The organism is Tropicibacter alexandrii (assembly GCF_003667315.2).
GTDB classification, from domain to species: Bacteria; Pseudomonadota; Alphaproteobacteria; order Rhodobacterales; family Rhodobacteraceae; genus Tropicibacter; species Tropicibacter alexandrii.
The window spans coordinates 273,612-290,113 of record NZ_RCTZ02000003.1 but is presented as its reverse complement, the minus strand read 5'-3'; the positions used below and the strand labels follow the sequence as shown (position 1 = coordinate 290,113).

Annotated in this window: 19 protein-coding genes; 11 read left to right on the top strand and 8 right to left on the bottom strand. The window is 63.7% G+C overall.

Going from position 1 to position 16,502, the window contains the following annotated elements:
• Positions 1 to 5: 5 nt before the first annotated feature.
• The 3 genes from D8Z78_RS05810 to D8Z78_RS05800 all read left to right on the top strand — a co-directional run bounded on the left by D8Z78_RS05810 (position 6) and on the right by D8Z78_RS05800 (position 2,225).
• The gene (locus D8Z78_RS05810) at positions 6 to 653 is read left to right on the top strand and encodes a pyrimidine 5'-nucleotidase (RefSeq protein ID WP_128910645.1); all 648 of its coding nucleotides are present in this window, start codon (positions 6 to 8) and stop codon (positions 651 to 653) included.
• Between the two features lie 102 nt (positions 654 to 755).
• The gene (locus tag D8Z78_RS05805) at positions 756 to 977 is read left to right on the top strand and encodes a hypothetical protein (protein ID WP_128910644.1); all 222 of its coding nucleotides are present in this window, start codon (positions 756 to 758) and stop codon (positions 975 to 977) included.
• Positions 978 to 1,031: 54 nt separating this feature from the next.
• Complete coding sequence (locus D8Z78_RS05800) at positions 1,032 to 2,225, top strand: UbiH/UbiF family hydroxylase (protein ID WP_128910643.1); 1,194 nt, start codon at positions 1,032 to 1,034, stop codon at positions 2,223 to 2,225.
• Positions 2,226 to 2,333: 108 nt separating this feature from the next.
• Here D8Z78_RS05800 and D8Z78_RS05795 read toward each other — a convergent pair whose 3' ends face one another.
• Entirely contained in the window at positions 2,334 to 3,461 is a 1,128-nt protein-coding gene (locus D8Z78_RS05795) for an aminotransferase class V-fold PLP-dependent enzyme (RefSeq protein WP_128910642.1), read from the bottom strand.
• A gap of 221 nt (positions 3,462 to 3,682) precedes the next feature.
• On the opposite strand from D8Z78_RS05795, the gene D8Z78_RS05790 reads away from it, so the two are divergent.
• A complete protein-coding gene (locus D8Z78_RS05790; RefSeq protein ID WP_128910641.1) occupies positions 3,683 to 4,786 on the top strand; it encodes a Hint domain-containing protein in 1,104 nt (367 codons plus the stop codon).
• Here D8Z78_RS05790 and D8Z78_RS05785 read toward each other — a convergent pair.
• Both D8Z78_RS05785 and D8Z78_RS05780 read right to left on the bottom strand, forming a co-directional pair.
• On the bottom strand, positions 4,783 to 5,241 hold the full coding sequence (locus tag D8Z78_RS05785) for an Lrp/AsnC family transcriptional regulator (protein WP_128910640.1): 459 nt from the start codon (positions 5,239 to 5,241) through the stop codon (positions 4,783 to 4,785). The two genes, D8Z78_RS05790 and D8Z78_RS05785, sit on opposite strands and share 4 nt — an antisense overlap.
• Positions 5,238 to 5,693, bottom strand: coding sequence for an Lrp/AsnC family transcriptional regulator (locus D8Z78_RS05780; protein WP_128910639.1), 456 nt, complete (start codon positions 5,691 to 5,693; stop codon positions 5,238 to 5,240). The genes D8Z78_RS05785 and D8Z78_RS05780 overlap by 4 nt, the downstream gene beginning before the upstream one ends.
• Before the next feature lie 152 nt (positions 5,694 to 5,845).
• On the opposite strand from D8Z78_RS05780, the gene ilvC reads away from it, so the two are divergent.
• Positions 5,846 to 6,868: a ketol-acid reductoisomerase gene (gene ilvC, locus D8Z78_RS05775; protein WP_128910638.1), complete on the top strand. Its 1,023-nt coding sequence runs from the start codon at positions 5,846 to 5,848 to the stop codon at positions 6,866 to 6,868.
• Between the two features lie 64 nt (positions 6,869 to 6,932).
• Here the strand turns inward: ilvC and D8Z78_RS05770 are convergent, their stop codons facing one another.
• Together D8Z78_RS05770 and D8Z78_RS05765 are read right to left on the bottom strand one after the other, a co-directional pair.
• The gene (locus D8Z78_RS05770) at positions 6,933 to 8,225 is read right to left on the bottom strand and encodes a hypothetical protein (protein ID WP_128910637.1); all 1,293 of its coding nucleotides are present in this window, start codon (positions 8,223 to 8,225) and stop codon (positions 6,933 to 6,935) included.
• A 27-nt stretch (positions 8,226 to 8,252) separates the two neighbouring features.
• Positions 8,253 to 8,795 (bottom strand): hypothetical protein, encoded by a 543-nt coding sequence (locus tag D8Z78_RS05765; RefSeq protein ID WP_128910636.1) that lies wholly within the window; start codon positions 8,793 to 8,795, stop codon positions 8,253 to 8,255.
• A gap of 187 nt (positions 8,796 to 8,982) precedes the next feature.
• Here D8Z78_RS05765 and D8Z78_RS05760 point away from each other — a divergent pair, with 187 nt between their 5' ends.
• Entirely contained in the window at positions 8,983 to 9,345 is a 363-nt protein-coding gene (locus D8Z78_RS05760; RefSeq protein WP_128910635.1) for a hypothetical protein, read from the top strand.
• 114 nt (positions 9,346 to 9,459) lie between these two features.
• Here the strand turns inward: D8Z78_RS05760 and D8Z78_RS24520 are convergent, their stop codons facing one another.
• Positions 9,460 to 9,630 (bottom strand): hypothetical protein, encoded by a 171-nt coding sequence (locus D8Z78_RS24520; protein WP_164932893.1) that lies wholly within the window; start codon positions 9,628 to 9,630, stop codon positions 9,460 to 9,462.
• 116 nt (positions 9,631 to 9,746) lie between these two features.
• Here D8Z78_RS24520 and D8Z78_RS05755 point away from each other — a divergent pair, with 116 nt between their 5' ends.
• The 3 genes from D8Z78_RS05755 to D8Z78_RS05745 all read left to right on the top strand — a co-directional run bounded on the left by D8Z78_RS05755 (position 9,747) and on the right by D8Z78_RS05745 (position 13,003).
• Positions 9,747 to 10,655: a DMT family transporter gene (locus tag D8Z78_RS05755; RefSeq protein WP_128910634.1), complete on the top strand. Its 909-nt coding sequence runs from the start codon at positions 9,747 to 9,749 to the stop codon at positions 10,653 to 10,655.
• 123 nt (positions 10,656 to 10,778) lie between these two features.
• Positions 10,779 to 11,960 carry a calcium-binding protein gene (locus D8Z78_RS05750; RefSeq protein ID WP_128910633.1) on the top strand — a complete coding sequence of 394 codons (1,182 nt, stop codon included), beginning with the start codon at positions 10,779 to 10,781 and terminating at the stop codon, positions 11,958 to 11,960.
• A gap of 416 nt (positions 11,961 to 12,376) precedes the next feature.
• Complete coding sequence (locus D8Z78_RS05745) at positions 12,377 to 13,003, top strand: DnaJ domain-containing protein (protein WP_128910632.1); 627 nt, start codon at positions 12,377 to 12,379, stop codon at positions 13,001 to 13,003.
• Positions 13,004 to 13,225: 222 nt separating this feature from the next.
• On the opposite strand, the gene msrB is transcribed toward D8Z78_RS05745, so the two are convergent.
• Positions 13,226 to 13,672 (bottom strand): peptide-methionine (R)-S-oxide reductase MsrB, encoded by a 447-nt coding sequence (msrB, locus tag D8Z78_RS05740; RefSeq protein WP_128910631.1) that lies wholly within the window; start codon positions 13,670 to 13,672, stop codon positions 13,226 to 13,228.
• Positions 13,673 to 13,779: 107 nt separating this feature from the next.
• Positions 13,780 to 14,304: a fasciclin domain-containing protein gene (locus tag D8Z78_RS05735; RefSeq protein WP_240672002.1), complete on the bottom strand. Its 525-nt coding sequence runs from the start codon at positions 14,302 to 14,304 to the stop codon at positions 13,780 to 13,782.
• A 242-nt stretch (positions 14,305 to 14,546) separates the two neighbouring features.
• Between D8Z78_RS05735 and D8Z78_RS05730 the strand changes: the two genes are divergently transcribed.
• Together D8Z78_RS05730 and D8Z78_RS05725 are read left to right on the top strand one after the other, a co-directional pair.
• On the top strand, positions 14,547 to 15,131 hold the full coding sequence (locus D8Z78_RS05730) for an ANTAR domain-containing response regulator (RefSeq protein ID WP_128910629.1): 585 nt from the start codon (positions 14,547 to 14,549) through the stop codon (positions 15,129 to 15,131).
• Entirely contained in the window at positions 15,128 to 16,300 is a 1,173-nt protein-coding gene (locus D8Z78_RS05725) for a CmpA/NrtA family ABC transporter substrate-binding protein (RefSeq protein WP_128910628.1), read from the top strand. Before D8Z78_RS05730 ends, D8Z78_RS05725 begins: the two co-directional genes overlap by 4 nt.
• Positions 16,301 to 16,502: the final 202 nt, after the last annotated feature.

The following is a 16,502-nucleotide window of genomic DNA, read 5'->3' as shown; positions in this document are numbered from 1 at the left end:
CCACCATGCCCAAAGAACATTTCAGCCATGTCCGCGCCTGGGTCTTTGACCTCGACAACACGCTGTATCCACCGGCCATGCGCCTGTTCGACCAGATCGAGAAACGCATGACCGCCTTCGTCATGCGCGCCACCGGCGCGACGCAGGACCATGCCGACCTTCTGCGCAAGACATGGTGGGCCGATCACGGCACCACGCTGGCCGGGTTGATGAAGCATCACAAGGTCGACCCCGACATCTACCTTGAGGACGTGCACGACATCTCCTTCGACGCGCTGACGCCCGATCCGCATCTGGCCGAGTTGATTGCCAGCCTGCCGGGCCGCAAGATCGTCTACACCAATGGCAGCGCGCCATACGCGGCGCAGGTCTTGCAAGCCCGTGGGCTCGAAGCCGCCTTCGACGCGATCTACGGCGTCGAACACGCAGATTACACCCCCAAACCAGAGCGCAGCGCCTTCGAGCGCGTCTTTACCAGCGCCGGGATCGACCCGTCCGAGGCCGCGATGTTCGAGGATGACCCGCGCAACCTCGCCGCGCCGCACCGGATGGGGATGCGGACCGTACTGGTCGGGCCAGAGCCGCACGAGGCCGACCATATCCAGCATCACACCACCGATCTCGGGGCCTTCCTGCGCAAGCTCCTGCCCTGAGACGCCCCCGCGTCAAAGATACAGGCGGGATGCGACAATCCGGTCCATACCGATTGCGCGCCCCGTCCCTATCTCCTTGTCACATGACACCAGGAGACCCGCATGTCCGACATCACCCAGACGCCGCCACTGACCCACAAGTTGCCCTTCATCGGTGACTTGTTCCGCGACTTTCACGGCAATATCTACTACTTCCTGCTGATCGTGCTGACGGCATTGGTGCTGGCGGTGAACACTTGGGGCGTCGTGGCGCTGGCCATGACCGGCGTGATCATGACCCCGATCATGTTCACGGTGCTGATGCTGATCACGGTCGGCAAGTAAGCCGCATGGTCTTTCCCCCGCACCCGGCCTAGATCTGGGCCAAGGAGAACGACCATGGATTACGACATCGTCATTTCGGGCGGCGGCATCGCGGGACTGACCGCAACCGCCGCCTTTGCATCCGCCGGGTTCCGCGTGCTGTGCGTCGACCCGTCCCCGCCTGTGACCGACCGCGAGGCAGCGGGCGCCGACCTGCGCACCACCGCCTTCTTGCAGCCGGCGCAGGCCTTTCTCGAGGAAACCGGGCTGTGGCCGCGTCTTGCCGATCACGCCATGCCGCTGGAGGTGATGCGCATCGTCGATGCGGGCGGCGAACACCCCGAACCGCGCGTCATCAAGGATTTCGAAAGCGCTGATCTCTCGGACAGACCCTTTGGCTGGAACCTGCCCAACTGGCTCTTGCGGCGCGAGATGTCCGCCCGCCTGAACGATCTGGCCAATGTCGATTTCCGCCCCGGCACCGCCACCACCAGCCTGTTCACCCGCGAAGGCGAGGCCCGCGTCACCCTGTCGGACGGCGCACGCATCCGCACCCGTCTGGTGATCGCCGCCGATGGCCGCAACTCGCCCATGCGCGAGGCCGCGGGCATCGGCGTCAAAACCATCCGCTTCGGGCAAAAGGCGCTGGCCTTCGCCGTCACCCACCCGATCCCGCATGGCAATGTCTCGACGGAAATCCACCGCACCGGCGGGCCGTTCACGCTGGTCCCGCTGCCCGATCACGATGGCCGCCCCTCCTCCGCCGTCGTCTGGATGGAAGAAGGCCCCAAGGCCGAGGCCCTGTTCAACCTCTCCGACAGCGCCCTCGAAGAGGCCATGTCCGAACGCGCCTGCCACCTGTTCGGCCCGCTGAAACTCGCCTCGCAGCGCACCCTCTGGCCGATCATCGCGCAAGAAGCCGACCGCCTCGCGGGCCAGCGCCTCGCCCTCGTGGCCGAGGCCGCCCATGTGGTCCCGCCCATCGGCGCACAGGGCCTGAACATGAGCCTCAGGGACATCGCCGTCCTGCGCGACCTCGCCATGACCAATCCCGAGCAAATGGGCAGCCAACAGATGCTGGACGCCTACCACGCCAAACGCATCACCGACATCCGCGCCCGCGTCGCGGGCATCGCCACGCTCAACCGGATCTCGATGGTCGGCACCCCCGCCCTGCGCGACCTGCGGGCCAAGGGCTTGGACGCGCTCTACAGCCTCAAACCCGTGCGCACCAACCTGATGCGCCTCGGGCTCGGCACGGGCAACTGACCCGCCGCTTCTTTGGTCCTGAAATACCTCGGGGGTCCGGGGGCAGCGCCCCCGGGACACGCGCGGTCACGCGCAAATCAACCTGCGCGGCGCAGCCGCTCGGCTGGATCACAGCACCTCGTCGACCACCCGGCGCAACCGCGCCACGGTGCCATCGACATCATATAGCTTGTCCAACCCGAACAAGCCGATCCGGAAGGTCGAGAACCCCTCCGGCTCATCCACCGCCAACGGCACACCCGCCGCGATCTGCATACCGCGCTCGGCAAAGGCCTTGCCCGTCTGAACCTCGGCAGATGGCGCATAGCACACCACGACACCGGGCGCGCCAAACCCGTCAGCCGCCACAGACGCAATCCCCTTGGCCGCGAACATCTCGCGCACTGCGTTGCCCAGCTGCCACTGGGCTTCCTTCAGGCGCTGGAACCCGTAATCCCGCGTCTCCGCCATGGTGTCGCGGAACGACCGCAAGCCATCGGTCGGCATCGTCGCGTGATAGGCATGGCCACCGTTCTCATAGGCGAGCATGATCTGGTGCCACTTCTTCAGATCCACCGCGAAACTGTCCGAACTCGTCTCTTCCATCCGCGCAACCGCGCGCTCGGACAGCATGACCAGCCCGGCGCAAGGCGTGGCCGACCAACCCTTTTGCGGGGCCGAGATCAGCACGTCCACGCCCAAGGCCCGCATATCGACCCAGACGCAGCCCGAGGCGATGCAGTCCAGCACCATCAAGGCGCCCACGTCATGCGCAGCCGCCGCCATGCGCGTGATGTAATCGTCGGGCAGGATCACCCCCGCCGAGGTTTCCACATGCGGCGCGAAGACCAGATCCGGTCGCACCTCGGCGATCTTCGCCTCGACCTCTTCGATCGGCGCGGGCGCAAAGGGCGCGCGCGGGTCGTTGCCGGTCTGCCGCGCCTTCATCACAGTCGTCTCGTCCGCGAAACCGCCAGCGTCGAAAATCTGCGACCAGCGGAACGAGAACCAGCCATTGCGCACCACCAGCACCTTGGCACCACGTCCGAACTGTCGCGCGACGGCCTCCATCCCGTAAGTGCCGCCCCCCGGCACCACCGCCACCGCATCCGCCTTGTAGACATCCTTCAGCATCCCCGAGATGTCGCGCATCACCTGTTGGAATGCGGCCGACATGTGGTTCAGCGACCGATCCGTAAACACGACCGAGAATTCCTCGAGCCCGTTGGGATCGACATTGTCGAGTAGTGCAGCCATGAAACCCTCCCTTGGCGTTTGTCAAAGGCGTAGCCCTCCGCCGCCCCGAAAGCAAAACCCGATTTGCCGCATCCTTGTGCAAGGCGTGTCAAATGCGCAACCGTTGCGCGAATTAACCGCGGGTTAACCTTCGTAAACTCTTCCCAAGACCCGGAAATTCGGTCAGAAATTGTCGAAAATGAGGCAAAACGCGGGCGCAAGACCCGCTTGACCGGGCAGGCATGGCAACGACGACCCTTCTTCTGAACGGGTTCAGCATCGTCAACGAGGCGCGTTCCAACACGAACGCGTCCAACGGGGGCGAGCTGATGATCCATCGCGGCGAAGCCGTCTTCGAGGATGACGACATCGTCGCCTTCGTGGTGGACAATGTCGACGCGAATGGAATCCTGACCGATGACTCGGTCATCGTGCAGGTCATCGTCTATGACAACGCGTCCGACTACTACGCCGGCACCCCGCTATACACCTATGACTATACCGGCTCTGGCGACGGGGTCGAAATCCCCGATGGCCGCAGGGGCATGGGCGATACCTATCTGCGGGTCGATGCCGAGGATATGGTCTCGACCGATGCTGGCGCGCCCGCGCTGTCGAACCTCGTGGTGGTCGCAGGGGTCGATCTTGTCAGTCTCGTCGAGCAGGGCATCAACCCGATAGAAGTCCCGACCTATCAGGACATCGACTATGACGGTGACGGCCAGATCACCGGGACCGAAGCCGCCGATGGCGCCTTTTCCAGCGAGATCAACCAGATCCTCCCGATCTGTTTCGCACGCGGCACCTTGATCGAAACCCCGGACGGGCCGCGTTTCATCGAAACGCTGCGCGTGGGCGATCTGGTCACGACGCTGGACAACGGGCCACAGCCGATCCGCTGGATCGGGGCCCGGCGCTTTCCGGGCACCGGTGTCTATGCGCCCGTGCGGATCAAGGCCGGCGCGCTCGACAATGTCCGAGACCTGAAGGTGTCGCAGAACCACCGTCTGCTGCTGCGCGGCGCGCGGGCCGAGTTGATGTTCGGCCAGTCAGAGGTCCTCGTCGCGGCCAAACACCTGCTCAATGGCGGCTCCATCGCCATCACACCGCAATCGAGCGTGGACTATTACCACTTCCTGTTCGACGCGCACGAAATCGTCTTTGCAGAATGTTGCGCGTCTGAATCGCTGTTCCCCGGTCCGCAGACCCTGCAAAATGTCGATGACGCCGCGCGCGACGAGATCATCGCGCAATTTCCGGACTTGGCCCTGCACGATGCGGGCCAGCCGACCTCGCGCCTGACCTTGCGCAAATACGAGGCCGAGGCGCTGGTCCGCGTGGCCTAACCCAAGGGGCCGAGCCTGCGCTCTTCCGACAGCAGCACGTTGGCGTCGAGATTGCCCACCCCCGGCAGCGTCATGATCCGCCGCCGCAGGACGCGCTCGAAATCCGAAATGTCGCGCGCCACGACCCGCAGGCGGTAATCGTAGGCGCCCAGCACGTGTTCGACCGTCTGCACCTCGGGGATGGCCTGCACGGCGCGCTCGAAATCCTCGACGCTGGACCGCCCCTTGGCGGCCAGCTTGACCCCCAGAAACACCGTCACGCCAAAGCCCAGCGCCTGCGCATCCATATCCAGTTGTGCACCGCGAAACACGCCTGCCTCACGCAGTCGCTTGATCCGCCGCCAGCAGGCCGGTTGCGACAGGCCCAGCGCGCGCCCCAGCGCCCCAGCGCTGGCCGTGGCATCTTGCGCCAGCGCGCGCAGAAGCGCGCGGTCGGTTTCGTCGAGGTCGATCATAGCGGCAGCGTCTCCTCGGATTTCAGGCGGGCCACATGCATCAACCCCTCGATGTCGAGGATATGCGGCAAGGTCAGCAGACGTTCGCGATAGAGCATTTGGTAATGCGCCATGTCCCGCGCGATGACCGACAGGCGCACATCGACCTGACCCAGAAAGGTCTGGATCTCCAACACTTCGGGCACTTCGCGCGCGGCGGCGGTGAATTCGTCAAAGGCGCGCGGCGCGGTCTTGTCCAGCGTGATCCGCAGGCTGACCTCGACCTCATACCCCAAGGCAGGCCAGTTGACGACCGCACGCACGCCCCGCAGCACCCCCGTCTCGCGCAGCCGGTCCAGCCTGCGCGCAAGGGTCGAGCCGGTGACCCCGGCCCGGTCGGCAAGGTCGCTCATCGCCATGTCAGGGTCGGCCTGATAGTGGCGCAGGATGCGTCTATCGGTGTCGTCAAGCATGAATATTCCGGATTTTACCATCAGGGCGAATGACATCCCCGCCTTATCGCAAATTCATCCGAAAAACGCAAACTCCCTCTCGGTCGCACCGCTATGGTGCGCCCCAGAACAACGATGCCCATAAAGGGCGGAACCAGAGAGAGGAGAACGCCATGCGCGTCTACTATGATCGCGATTGCGATGTGAACCTGATCAAGGACATGAATGTTGCCATCCTCGGCTACGGCAGCCAAGGCCACGCCCACGCGCTGAACCTGCGCGACAGCGGTGCCAAGAACGTCGTCATCGCCCTGCGCGAAGGCTCTGCCTCGGCGAAGAAGTGCGAAGCCGAGGGCCTGAAGGTCATGGGCATCGCCGAAGCCGCAGCATGGTGCGACGTCATCATGTTCACCATGCCCGACGAGCTTCAGGCAGAGACCTACAAGAAATACGTCAAGGACAACCTCAAGCCCGGTGCCGCCATCGCCTTCGCCCACGGCCTGAACGTGCATTTCGGCCTGATCGAAGCGCCCGAAGGCGTCGACGTCATCATGATGGCGCCCAAGGGTCCGGGCCACACCGTGCGCGGCGAATACACCAAAGGCGGCGGCGTGCCCTGCCTCGTGGCCGTGCATCAGGACGCAACCGGCAAGGCGCTGGATATCGGCCTGTCCTACTGCTCGGCCATCGGTGGCGGTCGTTCGGGCATCATCGAGACCAACTTCCGCGAGGAATGCGAAACCGACCTCTTCGGTGAGCAGGTCGTGCTGTGTGGCGGTCTGGTCGAACTGATCCGCATGGGCTTCGAGACGCTGGTCGAAGCCGGTTACGCACCGGAAATGGCCTATTTCGAGTGCCTGCACGAGGTGAAGCTGATCGTCGACCTGATCTACGAAGGCGGCATCGCCAACATGGATTACTCGATCTCCAACACCGCAGAATACGGCCAGTACGTCACCGGCCCGCGCATCCTGCCCTATGCCGAGACCAAGGCCCGCATGAAAGAAGTCCTGAACGACATTCAGGCCGGCAAGTTCGTGCGTGACTTCATGCTGGAAAACGCCGTGGGCCAGCCGACGATCAAAGCGTCGCGCCGCGCCAATGACGAGCACCAGATCGAGCAGGTCGGCACCAAGCTCCGCGACATGATGCCGTGGATCTCTGCCGGCAAGATGGTCGACAAGTCGCGCAACTGATCGCACAGCGCAGCGCAGTCATTCAAAAGGGGGCCGCTCGGCCCCCTTTTCTGTCTGCGGCCCGTCAACCGTTCACGACAAAGGCGGCCGCGATGACGTAATTGGCGACCTTGGTCTCATCGATTGCGGTACGGTCCAGCTCGACGATCAGCTTGTGGATCTTGTCCGAACGGCCAAAGGACTGGTCGTCGTAGTTGATCGACTCGATCTCGACCAGCCCATGGTCGCGTGGCCGCAGAGTGATGGGATGCGCCGTCTCGTCACCGTTCGACACCGAGGCCAGCTTGACCGTCAGCGGCGCGATGTCATCGGGATTGGCGGGCGTCGGATAGCCGTGCAGGTTTTCCGCATCCACCACGAAAATCCGCAAACGGGCGCGGACTTCGTCACGCGGCAGGTCGGCATAGAATGTGAATGTCAGCTTGGGCGGCCCCAGCTCTTGCAGACAGGCCGCACGCCGCGCCTTTTGCGCGTCCAGCAGGTCGGTCTGCTTCTGCTTCACCAGCTCAAGCTGCGCCAGAAGCGGGCGGGTCGCGCGGCCGAATTCCGTTGTCTCCTTGCTCACCTGAACTTCCAGCTGGCCGCGCTCCATGTCCAGCTTGGTCCCGGCGGCGGTGAATTCCTCAAGGGCCTGCCTGCACGCAACGCCGAACCGGTCCTCCGGCGGGCTGAGGTCAAAGCTTTGCATGCCGTGGGAAATCAGAACGGGGCGTTCGCGCATGATGCCGTGAATGCCCTTGCGGATTTCCGGCGCTTTGTCCGGCTCGACCAAAGTCGCTGTCAGGTATTCCTGCAAGCCTATGACGACCGGCGTGTCGGGTTGCTTGTACTCGTCCCCCATGAACTTGGACAATTCCTGCGCGGTCTTGCGATGGCGCACCGTCACCTCGTCAAAGATCACGCCGCGCACCTTTTCCGAGATGGCGCTGTCCGGATCGACGACGCGCGTCGAGATCAGGTTTTCCGTCCCCAAAGCCGCGTGGGCGTAGCCGACAAGCTGATCCTCGGTGAAAAACTCGATCCCCAACACGGCGCCAACCGCCAGCACGGCGGTGACAGTGGTCCCCAGAACCGGGATGCGCTTCCAATAGGCGGCGGTGTTCCATTTCGGGCGCGCCTCGGCCTGTGCCTTCAGCAGTTTTTCGTGCCGATCGGCAAACACCGCGGCAAAATCTTCGCCCTCGGTCAGCGCCTTGATCAACTCCTTGCGCATCTCGGGGTCGTCGAGAACCTTGTCGAACCGGTCCCGGTAGAGCTCTGAGAATGCAGAGGACTCGCGCAACGCACTGACCATCGTGTTTTGCACATGCGGCGACTCGCCGATGGCTCCGGCCACCTGATCGTCGAACTCGGCCATGAACGCCTTCCTTTCAGAATATCAGGGTCATTCAAATTCTCTGGTTCGAATGTAGCTGCGCAGCACCGGTTCATCGGTCACAAAGCCCGACACGGTCTTGTCCCGCGTGTCGACACATTTGGCCGCGATCAGCGCGTTCGAGCAGTCATAGCTTTCCAGCACCGGGCGTTCGAAACTGTAATCGGTGAAATCCTGGACCGGGACGACACCCAGCTCGATCTCCAGACCGTCGATCCGCATCGGTTCATCCCCGAACAGGGTATTGGCGAAGGCACGCCCGATCTGTTCCTCGGTCAGGGTGACCGGCGCGCTGCCGGTGCCCCCGGCCCGAAGCGGGAACCCGATCAGCGTATCGACGGACTGCCCAAGCCCGGCAAAGCAGGCCGGATCATCCGTCTGGATGCAGGCAACCGCCTGTTTCTTGAGCGAATTGACGCGCGTTTCTTCGCCAATGGGGGTGTCGACACCATAGACGACCTCCCAATTCCCATCCGCAAGGTAATCATTGAGCAGATCGGTGGACTGGGCCTGCGCCGGGCTTTGGGCAAGCCCGCCAAGAGCGAAAACCATCAGGGCGGAAAACCCGGAAATGAGAGAGCGGAAAACAGTCATTGATTGCAAGCCATATCGCGAAATACGCGCATAAGTTTACCACGAATCGAGGCGCCTGTCATCCGTGTGCCCCGGGCTTCTGCCTTTTGCGGATCGACAGAGTCGGCCAGCGGGCCTAGGGTCCCCCGCCATGAAGGAGCCACAGATGCCAAACCAGACCGATGCAGACATTCAGGCCGAGCGCCGCAAATACGCGACCCTGCGCTGGTGGCGCGGCGTCTGGGCGGGCCGCGAGACGCTGGGCGAGACGTTCTGGACGGGCAATTACCTGTCCGCGCTGGTTGTCGTGCCTTTGATCGTCATTCTGCTGGTCATCCCGCCACTGATCCCGCTGGGCGCCGCGCTGCTGGGCCTGTACGGCCTGTTCCTGCTGGCGCTGACCACAGCGGTCGCCCTCGCCAGCCCGAAGGGCGGTGGCTGGACGTGGTGGAAACTCCCAGCCGTTCTTCTGACCCTTCTGAACGCAGCGACCGCGCTGGGCCTGACCGCACAAATCTTGTCGGCCTGAGGCACATGCCGCCAGCAAGGTGGTCGATATGTCCAGAACCTGATCGCGCCAACATCGGCGCCAACAAAAGGGGCGGCATCAAGTATGGCGCCGCCCCTTGCGTAAGCGCCTGAATCATACGTCGGCTGGCTTTCCGGTCGAAGACTTGTCTTCGGACAACGTTGATTTCGTGGCGTCAGGATCGTGGCGCCGGTCTTCGATCCTTTTCTTGCTGACAAGAGCAAAGACCGCTACTGCACCAAGCGTGACGAGAAAGAGAATTACGACGATATCTGAAGCACCCATTTGAGTTCCTCCTATTCCATTAGCTTACTGAACACCGACGGCACGCCCGACGTTCCCGGTGTGCGACAACCTGCCGTGTTCTTGATCCACGGGCCAGCAAACAGGACCTCCGGATAATGCCCGAAATCACCACGCGCAGTTGGCTCATGGTTACTGCACTCGGGCTCGTCTGGGGCGCGACCTTCCTGTTCATGGAAATCGCCCTGCGCGGCATGACCCCGTTCTGGCTGGCCGCTGGACGGATCGGTTTCGCGACCCTGCTGACCGTCGCGATCTGGCTGGCCGTGGGTGGCAAGCTGTTCCTGACGGAGGACCGCGCATGGGGGCCGATGATCCTGATCGGGATCGGCTCGACCGCCCTGCCCTTCATGCTGCTGTCATGGGGGCTGCAATATGTCACCTCCGGCTTTGCCGGGGTGTCCATGGCCAGCGTCGCCCTGATGGTGCTGCCGCTGTCGCACTACCTTGTCCCGGGCGAGCAGATGAGCCTGCGCCGCACCGCCGGGTTCGGGATCGGCTTTGTCGGGGTGGCGATCCTGATCGGCCCGGAGGCGTTCGCCGCAACCGGCGACGCGTTGGAGCCGGTGGGGCGTCTGGCCTGCCTCGCGGCAGCGGCCTGCTATGCGGTCAGTTCCGTCGCCATGCGCCGCTTGCCTCCGGTCGATCCGATCGGGCTGGCCGCCGTGCCGCTGATCGTCGGCAGCGCCTTCGTCATCCCGATGGCTTGGCTGCGCGAAGGTGCCCCCGTCATGCCCGACAGCCAGACCCTGCTGGTGGTCGCGGTCCTTGGCCTGATCCCGACCGCCGGCGCCAACCTGCTGCGCGTGCTGGTGATCCGCAGCGCCGGGCCGGTCTTCATGAGCCTGACCAACTATCAGGTTCCGCTCTGGTCCGTCGTCCTCGGGATCGTCGTTCTGGGCGAAACCTTCCGCCCGTCGCTGCTGGTCGCGCTCGTGCTGATCCTGTGCGGCGTGGGCCTGAGCCAAGGCGCTGCCCTGCGCCGCCTGTTCACCGGGCGCGCGTGAGCGCGGAGCGACCAAAATCTCGTGCCACAGGGGCGCGCGCGGTCAGCATGTAGTGGATTTCCCATCTTGACCAACTGAGAAATATGCCGTCATTTTTTCGACATATTTCACTGGAGTCACTCGATGGCAGTCATTACGGACGCAACACTCGTCAACGGCGGTACGGTTACACCGATCGATCCGGCAAGCGCACAACTTTTCCTGATTGTCGGGCAACCGGGAAGCGTGGAACAGGTCAACCCTTCGTCGCCCTTTCCGGTCCCCGATCCCTTCAACCCCGGACAGTTCCTAGACCACCTCGGCGGTATCGTCGTCGCCATTTCGGCCAGCGGACTCGAGGGGACGGTCACAGCAACGCAGGCACAGGCACCGACATCGGACCCGGTGATCGACCTGAACCAGCCCGTGGCCTTGCTGGTCTATACCTTCGAACAGCCCGATGGCAGCCAGTTGGTGGTGCGCACATCCTATACCCAAGGCGAAGGCCCGACCCTGCAAGAGGTGCTCGACGGCGGCTATCGCTTCGACGACATGATGGCGGATGTCGATATGCTGAACGGTTCGCCCTTCACGCCGCCGTTTCAGGTCGTGCCGGTCATCGGAACCAGCGGTGACGACAGCATCCCCGGCGATCTGGTCAATCCCGACTCCATCGACGGTGGCGACGGCGATGACACGATCGACGCGGGCCACGGTGACAACACCATCATGGGCGGCACCGGCGCGGACAGCATCACCACCGGTGACGGTAATGACAGCATCGATGCGGGCCGCAATCAGGACTGGGTCTGGGCCGGCAATGGCGATGACTTCATCAAGGGCGGCGGCGGCGGCGATTACCTGCATGCCGGGTATGGCAATGACACGGTCATCGGCGGCACGTGGAACGACCAAATCCTCGGCAGCACCGGGGACGATTTCCTGTTCGGCAACCGCCACAACGACACGCTGAACGGCGGCGCGGACAATGACTATCTCAACGGCGGCGGGGATGACGATGTTCTGATCGGCGGTCTGGGCAACGACCTGATGCATGGCGGCTCTGGCGCGGACGAATTCTCGTTCGGCCATGTCGATCAGGAATTCGGCAACGACACCATCGACGATTTCCATGTCGGCGTGGATCAGTTGACCTTTGCCAACCCGGCAGCCGATGGCATGACCGCGCAGCAGTTGGTCGATGGCGCGACGGTCACCGCGCAGGGCGTGCTGATCACCGTGGGCACCAACACCTTGCTGCTTGAGGGGCTGGTCACGACCGACGGACTGGTGGATTCGATCGTGGTCGAACCACCCATCCTCTGACGCCCTGTCCGAGACCTGAAAGGCCCGCGCGCTCCGTGCGGGCCTTTTGCATGGGGCCGCGAAAGCGCCTCTTTCCCGGGCAGCGTTAACCAAAGATGCGCGTTCCACCCCAAAGTCAGGAAATCCTGACTGCCCCTACGTCACGCGAATGTGTTAAGAAAGCCTTACCGGCGGCGTATTGGCCGGACGCCTCAGCAAAGTTCGGGGCACGACCATTGGATTGACCACACATGCTTTCAGTCGGGGGGCTTGATCCCTTTTCTTTACCTGATATCGGGGCGGTCTTCGGATCGCCCCTTTTTCCTGTGACCGGGATGGCATGCATTCACACGATGCCGAGAATTTTATGCGCCGCCCCCTGTAAGTTTACCGCGAAATGTCTAAACTCTGGCGTCCGAGTCGAATAGAGGTGCCAAATGAGCAAATCCGATCCCTTCGGTTTCGACATGTCCGTGAAGTCCGCCAAGAAGAAAAACCCACGTGGGCGGAGGGGCATGACCGGTGAGCAGGAATTCTCGCAGCGGGTCTGCGAGCATGAGGGATGCAATGAGCCCGGCAAGTTCCGTGCCCCCAAGGCGCCCGACGTGCTGGATGATTTCTACTGGTTCTGCAAGGACCATGTCCGTGAATACAACGCCAAATGGTCGTTCTTCGACGGCAAGACCGAAGCCGAGATGAACGCGCAGACCAGTGCCGACAAGGTCTGGGAACGCAAGACCAAGGACTGGCGCGACCCCGAGGCCAAGGCTTGGGCGCGGCTTGGCATCGAGGACCCGCATCAGGTGCTGGGCAACAATGCCACGCGCAATCCCGGTCGGGCCAAGCCCGGCGGCGGTCGTCGTCTGCCGCCCACCGAAAAGCGTGCGCTCGAAATCCTCGAGGCCGAGACCGCCGAGACCAAGGCGGATATCCGCAAGGCCTACAAGAAGCTCATCAAGGTGCTTCACCCGGACATGAACGGTGGCGACCGCTCTCAGGAAGACCAGTTGCAAGAGGTCGTCTGGGCTTGGGATCAGATCAAGGATTCGCGCAGCTTCAAATAGGCACGAGCCCGGCGGGAAACCGCCGGACTGCCCGAAGGATCGGCAAGTCTGTGCAGATTTCGCGGTGACGGAAGGTTATCACTGGACCCACCCGCGAAAGTTGATACATATGAAATGAACCTAAGGCACGGTTACCACGCTCACGCGAACAGCGGGCATTCGGACCACATCTCCGAATGCCCGTTTTTCTTTGGTCCGTGTCGGGTCTGGCTGTGCGCCGTATCAGGCTGGCTGGAATGTCAGCGAGACGCCGTTGATGCAGTGGCGCTTGCCCGTGGGCGGCGGACCGTCATCGAAGATATGCCCAAGATGGCTGGCGCAACGGCGGCAATGGCATTCGGTGCGCACCACCAGAAAGATGCGATCGGGCTTTGTCTCGATGGCGTTGGGCAGCGCCTCGGTAAAGGACGGCCAGCCCGTGCCGCTCTTGAACTTGGTCTCGGATGAGTAAAGCGGCAGGTCGCAGCCCTTGCAGTGAAAGGTGCCCTTCCGCGTCTCGTCGTTCAGCGGCGAGGTAAAGGCACGTTCCGTGCCCTCTTCCCGCATCACCTTGAATTCGAGATCGGTGAGCATGGCGCGCCATTCGGCTTCGGTCCGGGTGACCTCGACAGCGCCGGCGGGCAAGGCCGCCGCCGCCAGGATGGATGTCAGAAATGTACGTCGGATCATGGGGTCCTCCTTTCAGGAAGATGCGCCCCCGGCGGAACCGGGACAAGCCGGGGGCGCGCACGATTGCGCGAGCAAATTCGGGGACGCTCGCGCAATGTCTGGTGGCTTTATTGCGCCGGCAACAGCACGCGGTCGATGACGTGGATCACACCATTGGACTGATCCACATCGGCGATCGTCACGGTCGCCTCGCGCCCGTTCTCGTCGGTCAGGATGATGTTGCCGCCGCGCATGCTGGCCTGCAGGGTGCAGCCGCCGACGGTCGGAACCGCATGCACGCCGCCATCATCGGCGATCATGCCGGCAATCGCGCCGGACATCGCCTCGGCGGCGACGACATGACAGGTCAGGATCTGCTGCAACTGCGCGCGCGCCTGCGGCTGCATCAAGGCGTTCAGGCTTGCGTCCGAAATCCGGTCGAAGGCCGCATCGGTCGGGGCAAACACGGTGAACGGGCCTTCGGAGTTCAGCGTGTCGACAAGGCCTGCGGTCTGAACGGCGGCCACCAGCGTCTCGTGATCGGCCGAATTCACGGCATTCTCGACGATGGTCCGGTCGGCAAACATCGCCGCGCCCCCCACCATCGGGTTTTGCGCCAGCGCGGCACCGGCGGTCAGTGCGGCTGCGGTCATGAAAGTGGCAAACGTCTTCATTGTCGTGTCCTTTCCCTGTGTATTCGCCGGTCCGTCTGGCCGGCCTGTCCCTCAAGTCACGCAGCCACGGGGACAAAGTTTCAGGCTTTGCGAAAATTTCCCTGCGGCGCGCCCAACACGTGCCCAAATTTCAATCGGCCCACGCGGGCCTGCGCGTGCCGCAGGGCCGATTTCGCCGAGAACCGCTTGATGTCGCCCTGACGATGGCGCATCTCCTCCTCATGGGTGCCAAACTGACAGTCGTCGTCGTCGAAGAGGATCGCGATCGTGCCATCGCGATCGTCGACGCATTGAAGGCCGCGACCGATTGCGAGGTGGTCGTGATCGGCAACAGCAGCGCGCTGGCCCGGCGCATCGCGGCGCATGAGCCCGACATCGTTCTGATCGACATCGACAGCCCCACCCGCGACATGCTTGAGGAACTGACGCTGGCCTCCGGCCCGCTGGAACGGCCCGTCGCGATGTTCGTCTCGAACTCGGCGGGCGGGCTCGCACAGGCGGCGGTCGAGGCGGGCGTGTCTGCCTACGTGGTCGACGGGCTGGCGCCGCAACGGATCAAGCCGGTGATCGACACCGCCATCGCCCGCTTTCGCATGGTCCGCCAGATGCGCACCGAACTGGCCGAGACCCGTCGCGCACTGGAAGAACGCAAGGTCATCGACCGCGCCAAGGGCCTTTTGATGAAGGCCAAGCAGATCGACGAGGACGCGGCCTATGCGCTGTTGCGCAAGACCGCGATGGATCAGGGCCGCCGCGTCGCCGATGTGGCCGAGGCGCTGGTCACCGCATCGGAGCTGCTCAGATGAAGACCGTCACCCTGCCCGTCGCCTACATGCCTTTGGTGGATGCGGCACCGCTGATCGTCGCGCAGGAAATGGGCTTTGCCCAGACCGAGGGCATCGCGCTGGACCTGATCGCCGCGCCCTCGTGGTCGTCGGTGCGCGACATGCTGGCCTTTGGCCGGGTCGATGCGGCGCATATGCTGTCGCCCGTGCCCGTCGCCATGGCGCTGGGGCTGGGCGGCGTGGCGACGCCCGTCTCGGCGGTCATGGTGACATCGGTCAATGGCGACGTGATCGGCGTGGGCCGCGCGCTGGAGGCCCGGTTGCGCGCGACCGGCTTCGGCTTCGATTTCGCCGACCCGCGTGCGGCGGCGCGGGCCTTGGCGCAGGTCACCGACGGGCCGCTGGTCTTTGGCGTGCCCTTCCCGTTTTCCATGCATGTGGAACTGCTGCATTACTGGTTCGACGGCACCGATCTGGGCGGAACCAAGGTCACCATCCGCACCGTCCCGCCCCCGCTGATGGCCGAGGCGCTGGCCGCAGGCGATATCGACGCCTTCTGCGTGGGCGAGCCCTGGGGCTCGGTCGCGGTCGATCAGGGGTCCGGGGCGCTGTTGTTGCCGGGCAAGGCGATCTGGTCCTTCGCACCGGAAAAGGTGCTGGCGGTGCGCACCGACTGGGCCGAGACCGAACCCCATCTGTTGCGGCGGCTGATGCGCGCGGTCTGGCGCGCGGCGCAATGGCTGGCCCGCCCCGATACCCGCACCACCGCCGCCGAGATCCTGTCGCGCAAGGCCTATCTCGACGTGCCGCCGGAATTGATCGACCGCGCGCTCAACGGGCGTTTCACCATCTCGGGTCAGGCGGAGCAACGCGAGGTTCCGCGGTTCCTCGAATTCCACGATGGTGCCGCCAATTTCCCGTGGCGCAGTCAGGCCAAATGGGTGGCCCGGCGGCTTGCCCTGCGCCACGGCCTGCCGGTGGCCGAGACGATGGCGCGCGGCTCCGAGGTCTATCGCAGCGACCTGTTCCGCGCCCACATGCCGATCGAGGCCGATCTGCCCGGCGCGTCCGAGAAACTCGAAGGGGCGATTCCCCACGACACCGCCGTCGCCTCGCAGAAAGGTCACCTGACCTTGCTGGCGGATTCGTTCTTTGACGGCGCGATTTTTGATCCCGACCTGCCGGACTGACTAAATTTCAGGCGGATTTTTCGACCCGCCCGGCAGGACGCCGCATCGCAGCGAAAATATCTGGAATTTTGTCACCTTTGCATCAAAGCTGATCTTGTCGGGCCGCAATGGCGCGGTTCGACACGAAATTTCTCCCTATGGCAGGGATATCCCGAGCAAGGCCGCTCGCTTTCCGTTGGTTCCTCCCAACCCACGGACGGTG

Coding starts and splice junctions, on each gene's coding strand:
- D8Z78_RS05810 (WP_128910645.1), top strand. CDS start 6: ATGCCCAAAGAACATTTCAGCCATGTCCGCGCCTGGGTCTTTGACCTC.
- D8Z78_RS05805 (WP_128910644.1), top strand. CDS start 756: ATGTCCGACATCACCCAGACGCCGCCACTGACCCACAAGTTGCCCTTC.
- D8Z78_RS05800 (WP_128910643.1), top strand. CDS start 1,032: ATGGATTACGACATCGTCATTTCGGGCGGCGGCATCGCGGGACTGACC.
- D8Z78_RS05795 (WP_128910642.1), bottom strand. CDS start 3,461: ATGGCTGCACTACTCGACAATGTCGATCCCAACGGGCTCGAGGAATTC.
- D8Z78_RS05790 (WP_128910641.1), top strand. CDS start 3,683: ATGGCAACGACGACCCTTCTTCTGAACGGGTTCAGCATCGTCAACGAG.
- D8Z78_RS05785 (WP_128910640.1), bottom strand. CDS start 5,241: ATGATCGACCTCGACGAAACCGACCGCGCGCTTCTGCGCGCGCTGGCG.
- D8Z78_RS05780 (WP_128910639.1), bottom strand. CDS start 5,693: ATGCTTGACGACACCGATAGACGCATCCTGCGCCACTATCAGGCCGAC.
- ilvC (WP_128910638.1), top strand. CDS start 5,846: ATGCGCGTCTACTATGATCGCGATTGCGATGTGAACCTGATCAAGGAC.
- D8Z78_RS05770 (WP_128910637.1), bottom strand. CDS start 8,225: ATGGCCGAGTTCGACGATCAGGTGGCCGGAGCCATCGGCGAGTCGCCG.
- D8Z78_RS05765 (WP_128910636.1), bottom strand. CDS start 8,795: ATGGTTTTCGCTCTTGGCGGGCTTGCCCAAAGCCCGGCGCAGGCCCAG.
- D8Z78_RS05760 (WP_128910635.1), top strand. CDS start 8,983: ATGCCAAACCAGACCGATGCAGACATTCAGGCCGAGCGCCGCAAATAC.
- D8Z78_RS24520 (WP_164932893.1), bottom strand. CDS start 9,630: ATGGGTGCTTCAGATATCGTCGTAATTCTCTTTCTCGTCACGCTTGGT.
- D8Z78_RS05755 (WP_128910634.1), top strand. CDS start 9,747: ATGCCCGAAATCACCACGCGCAGTTGGCTCATGGTTACTGCACTCGGG.
- D8Z78_RS05750 (WP_128910633.1), top strand. CDS start 10,779: ATGGCAGTCATTACGGACGCAACACTCGTCAACGGCGGTACGGTTACA.
- D8Z78_RS05745 (WP_128910632.1), top strand. CDS start 12,377: ATGAGCAAATCCGATCCCTTCGGTTTCGACATGTCCGTGAAGTCCGCC.
- msrB (WP_128910631.1), bottom strand. CDS start 13,672: ATGATCCGACGTACATTTCTGACATCCATCCTGGCGGCGGCGGCCTTG.
- D8Z78_RS05735 (WP_240672002.1), bottom strand. CDS start 14,304: ATGACCGCAGCCGCACTGACCGCCGGTGCCGCGCTGGCGCAAAACCCG.
- D8Z78_RS05730 (WP_128910629.1), top strand. CDS start 14,547: ATGGGTGCCAAACTGACAGTCGTCGTCGTCGAAGAGGATCGCGATCGT.
- D8Z78_RS05725 (WP_128910628.1), top strand. CDS start 15,128: ATGAAGACCGTCACCCTGCCCGTCGCCTACATGCCTTTGGTGGATGCG.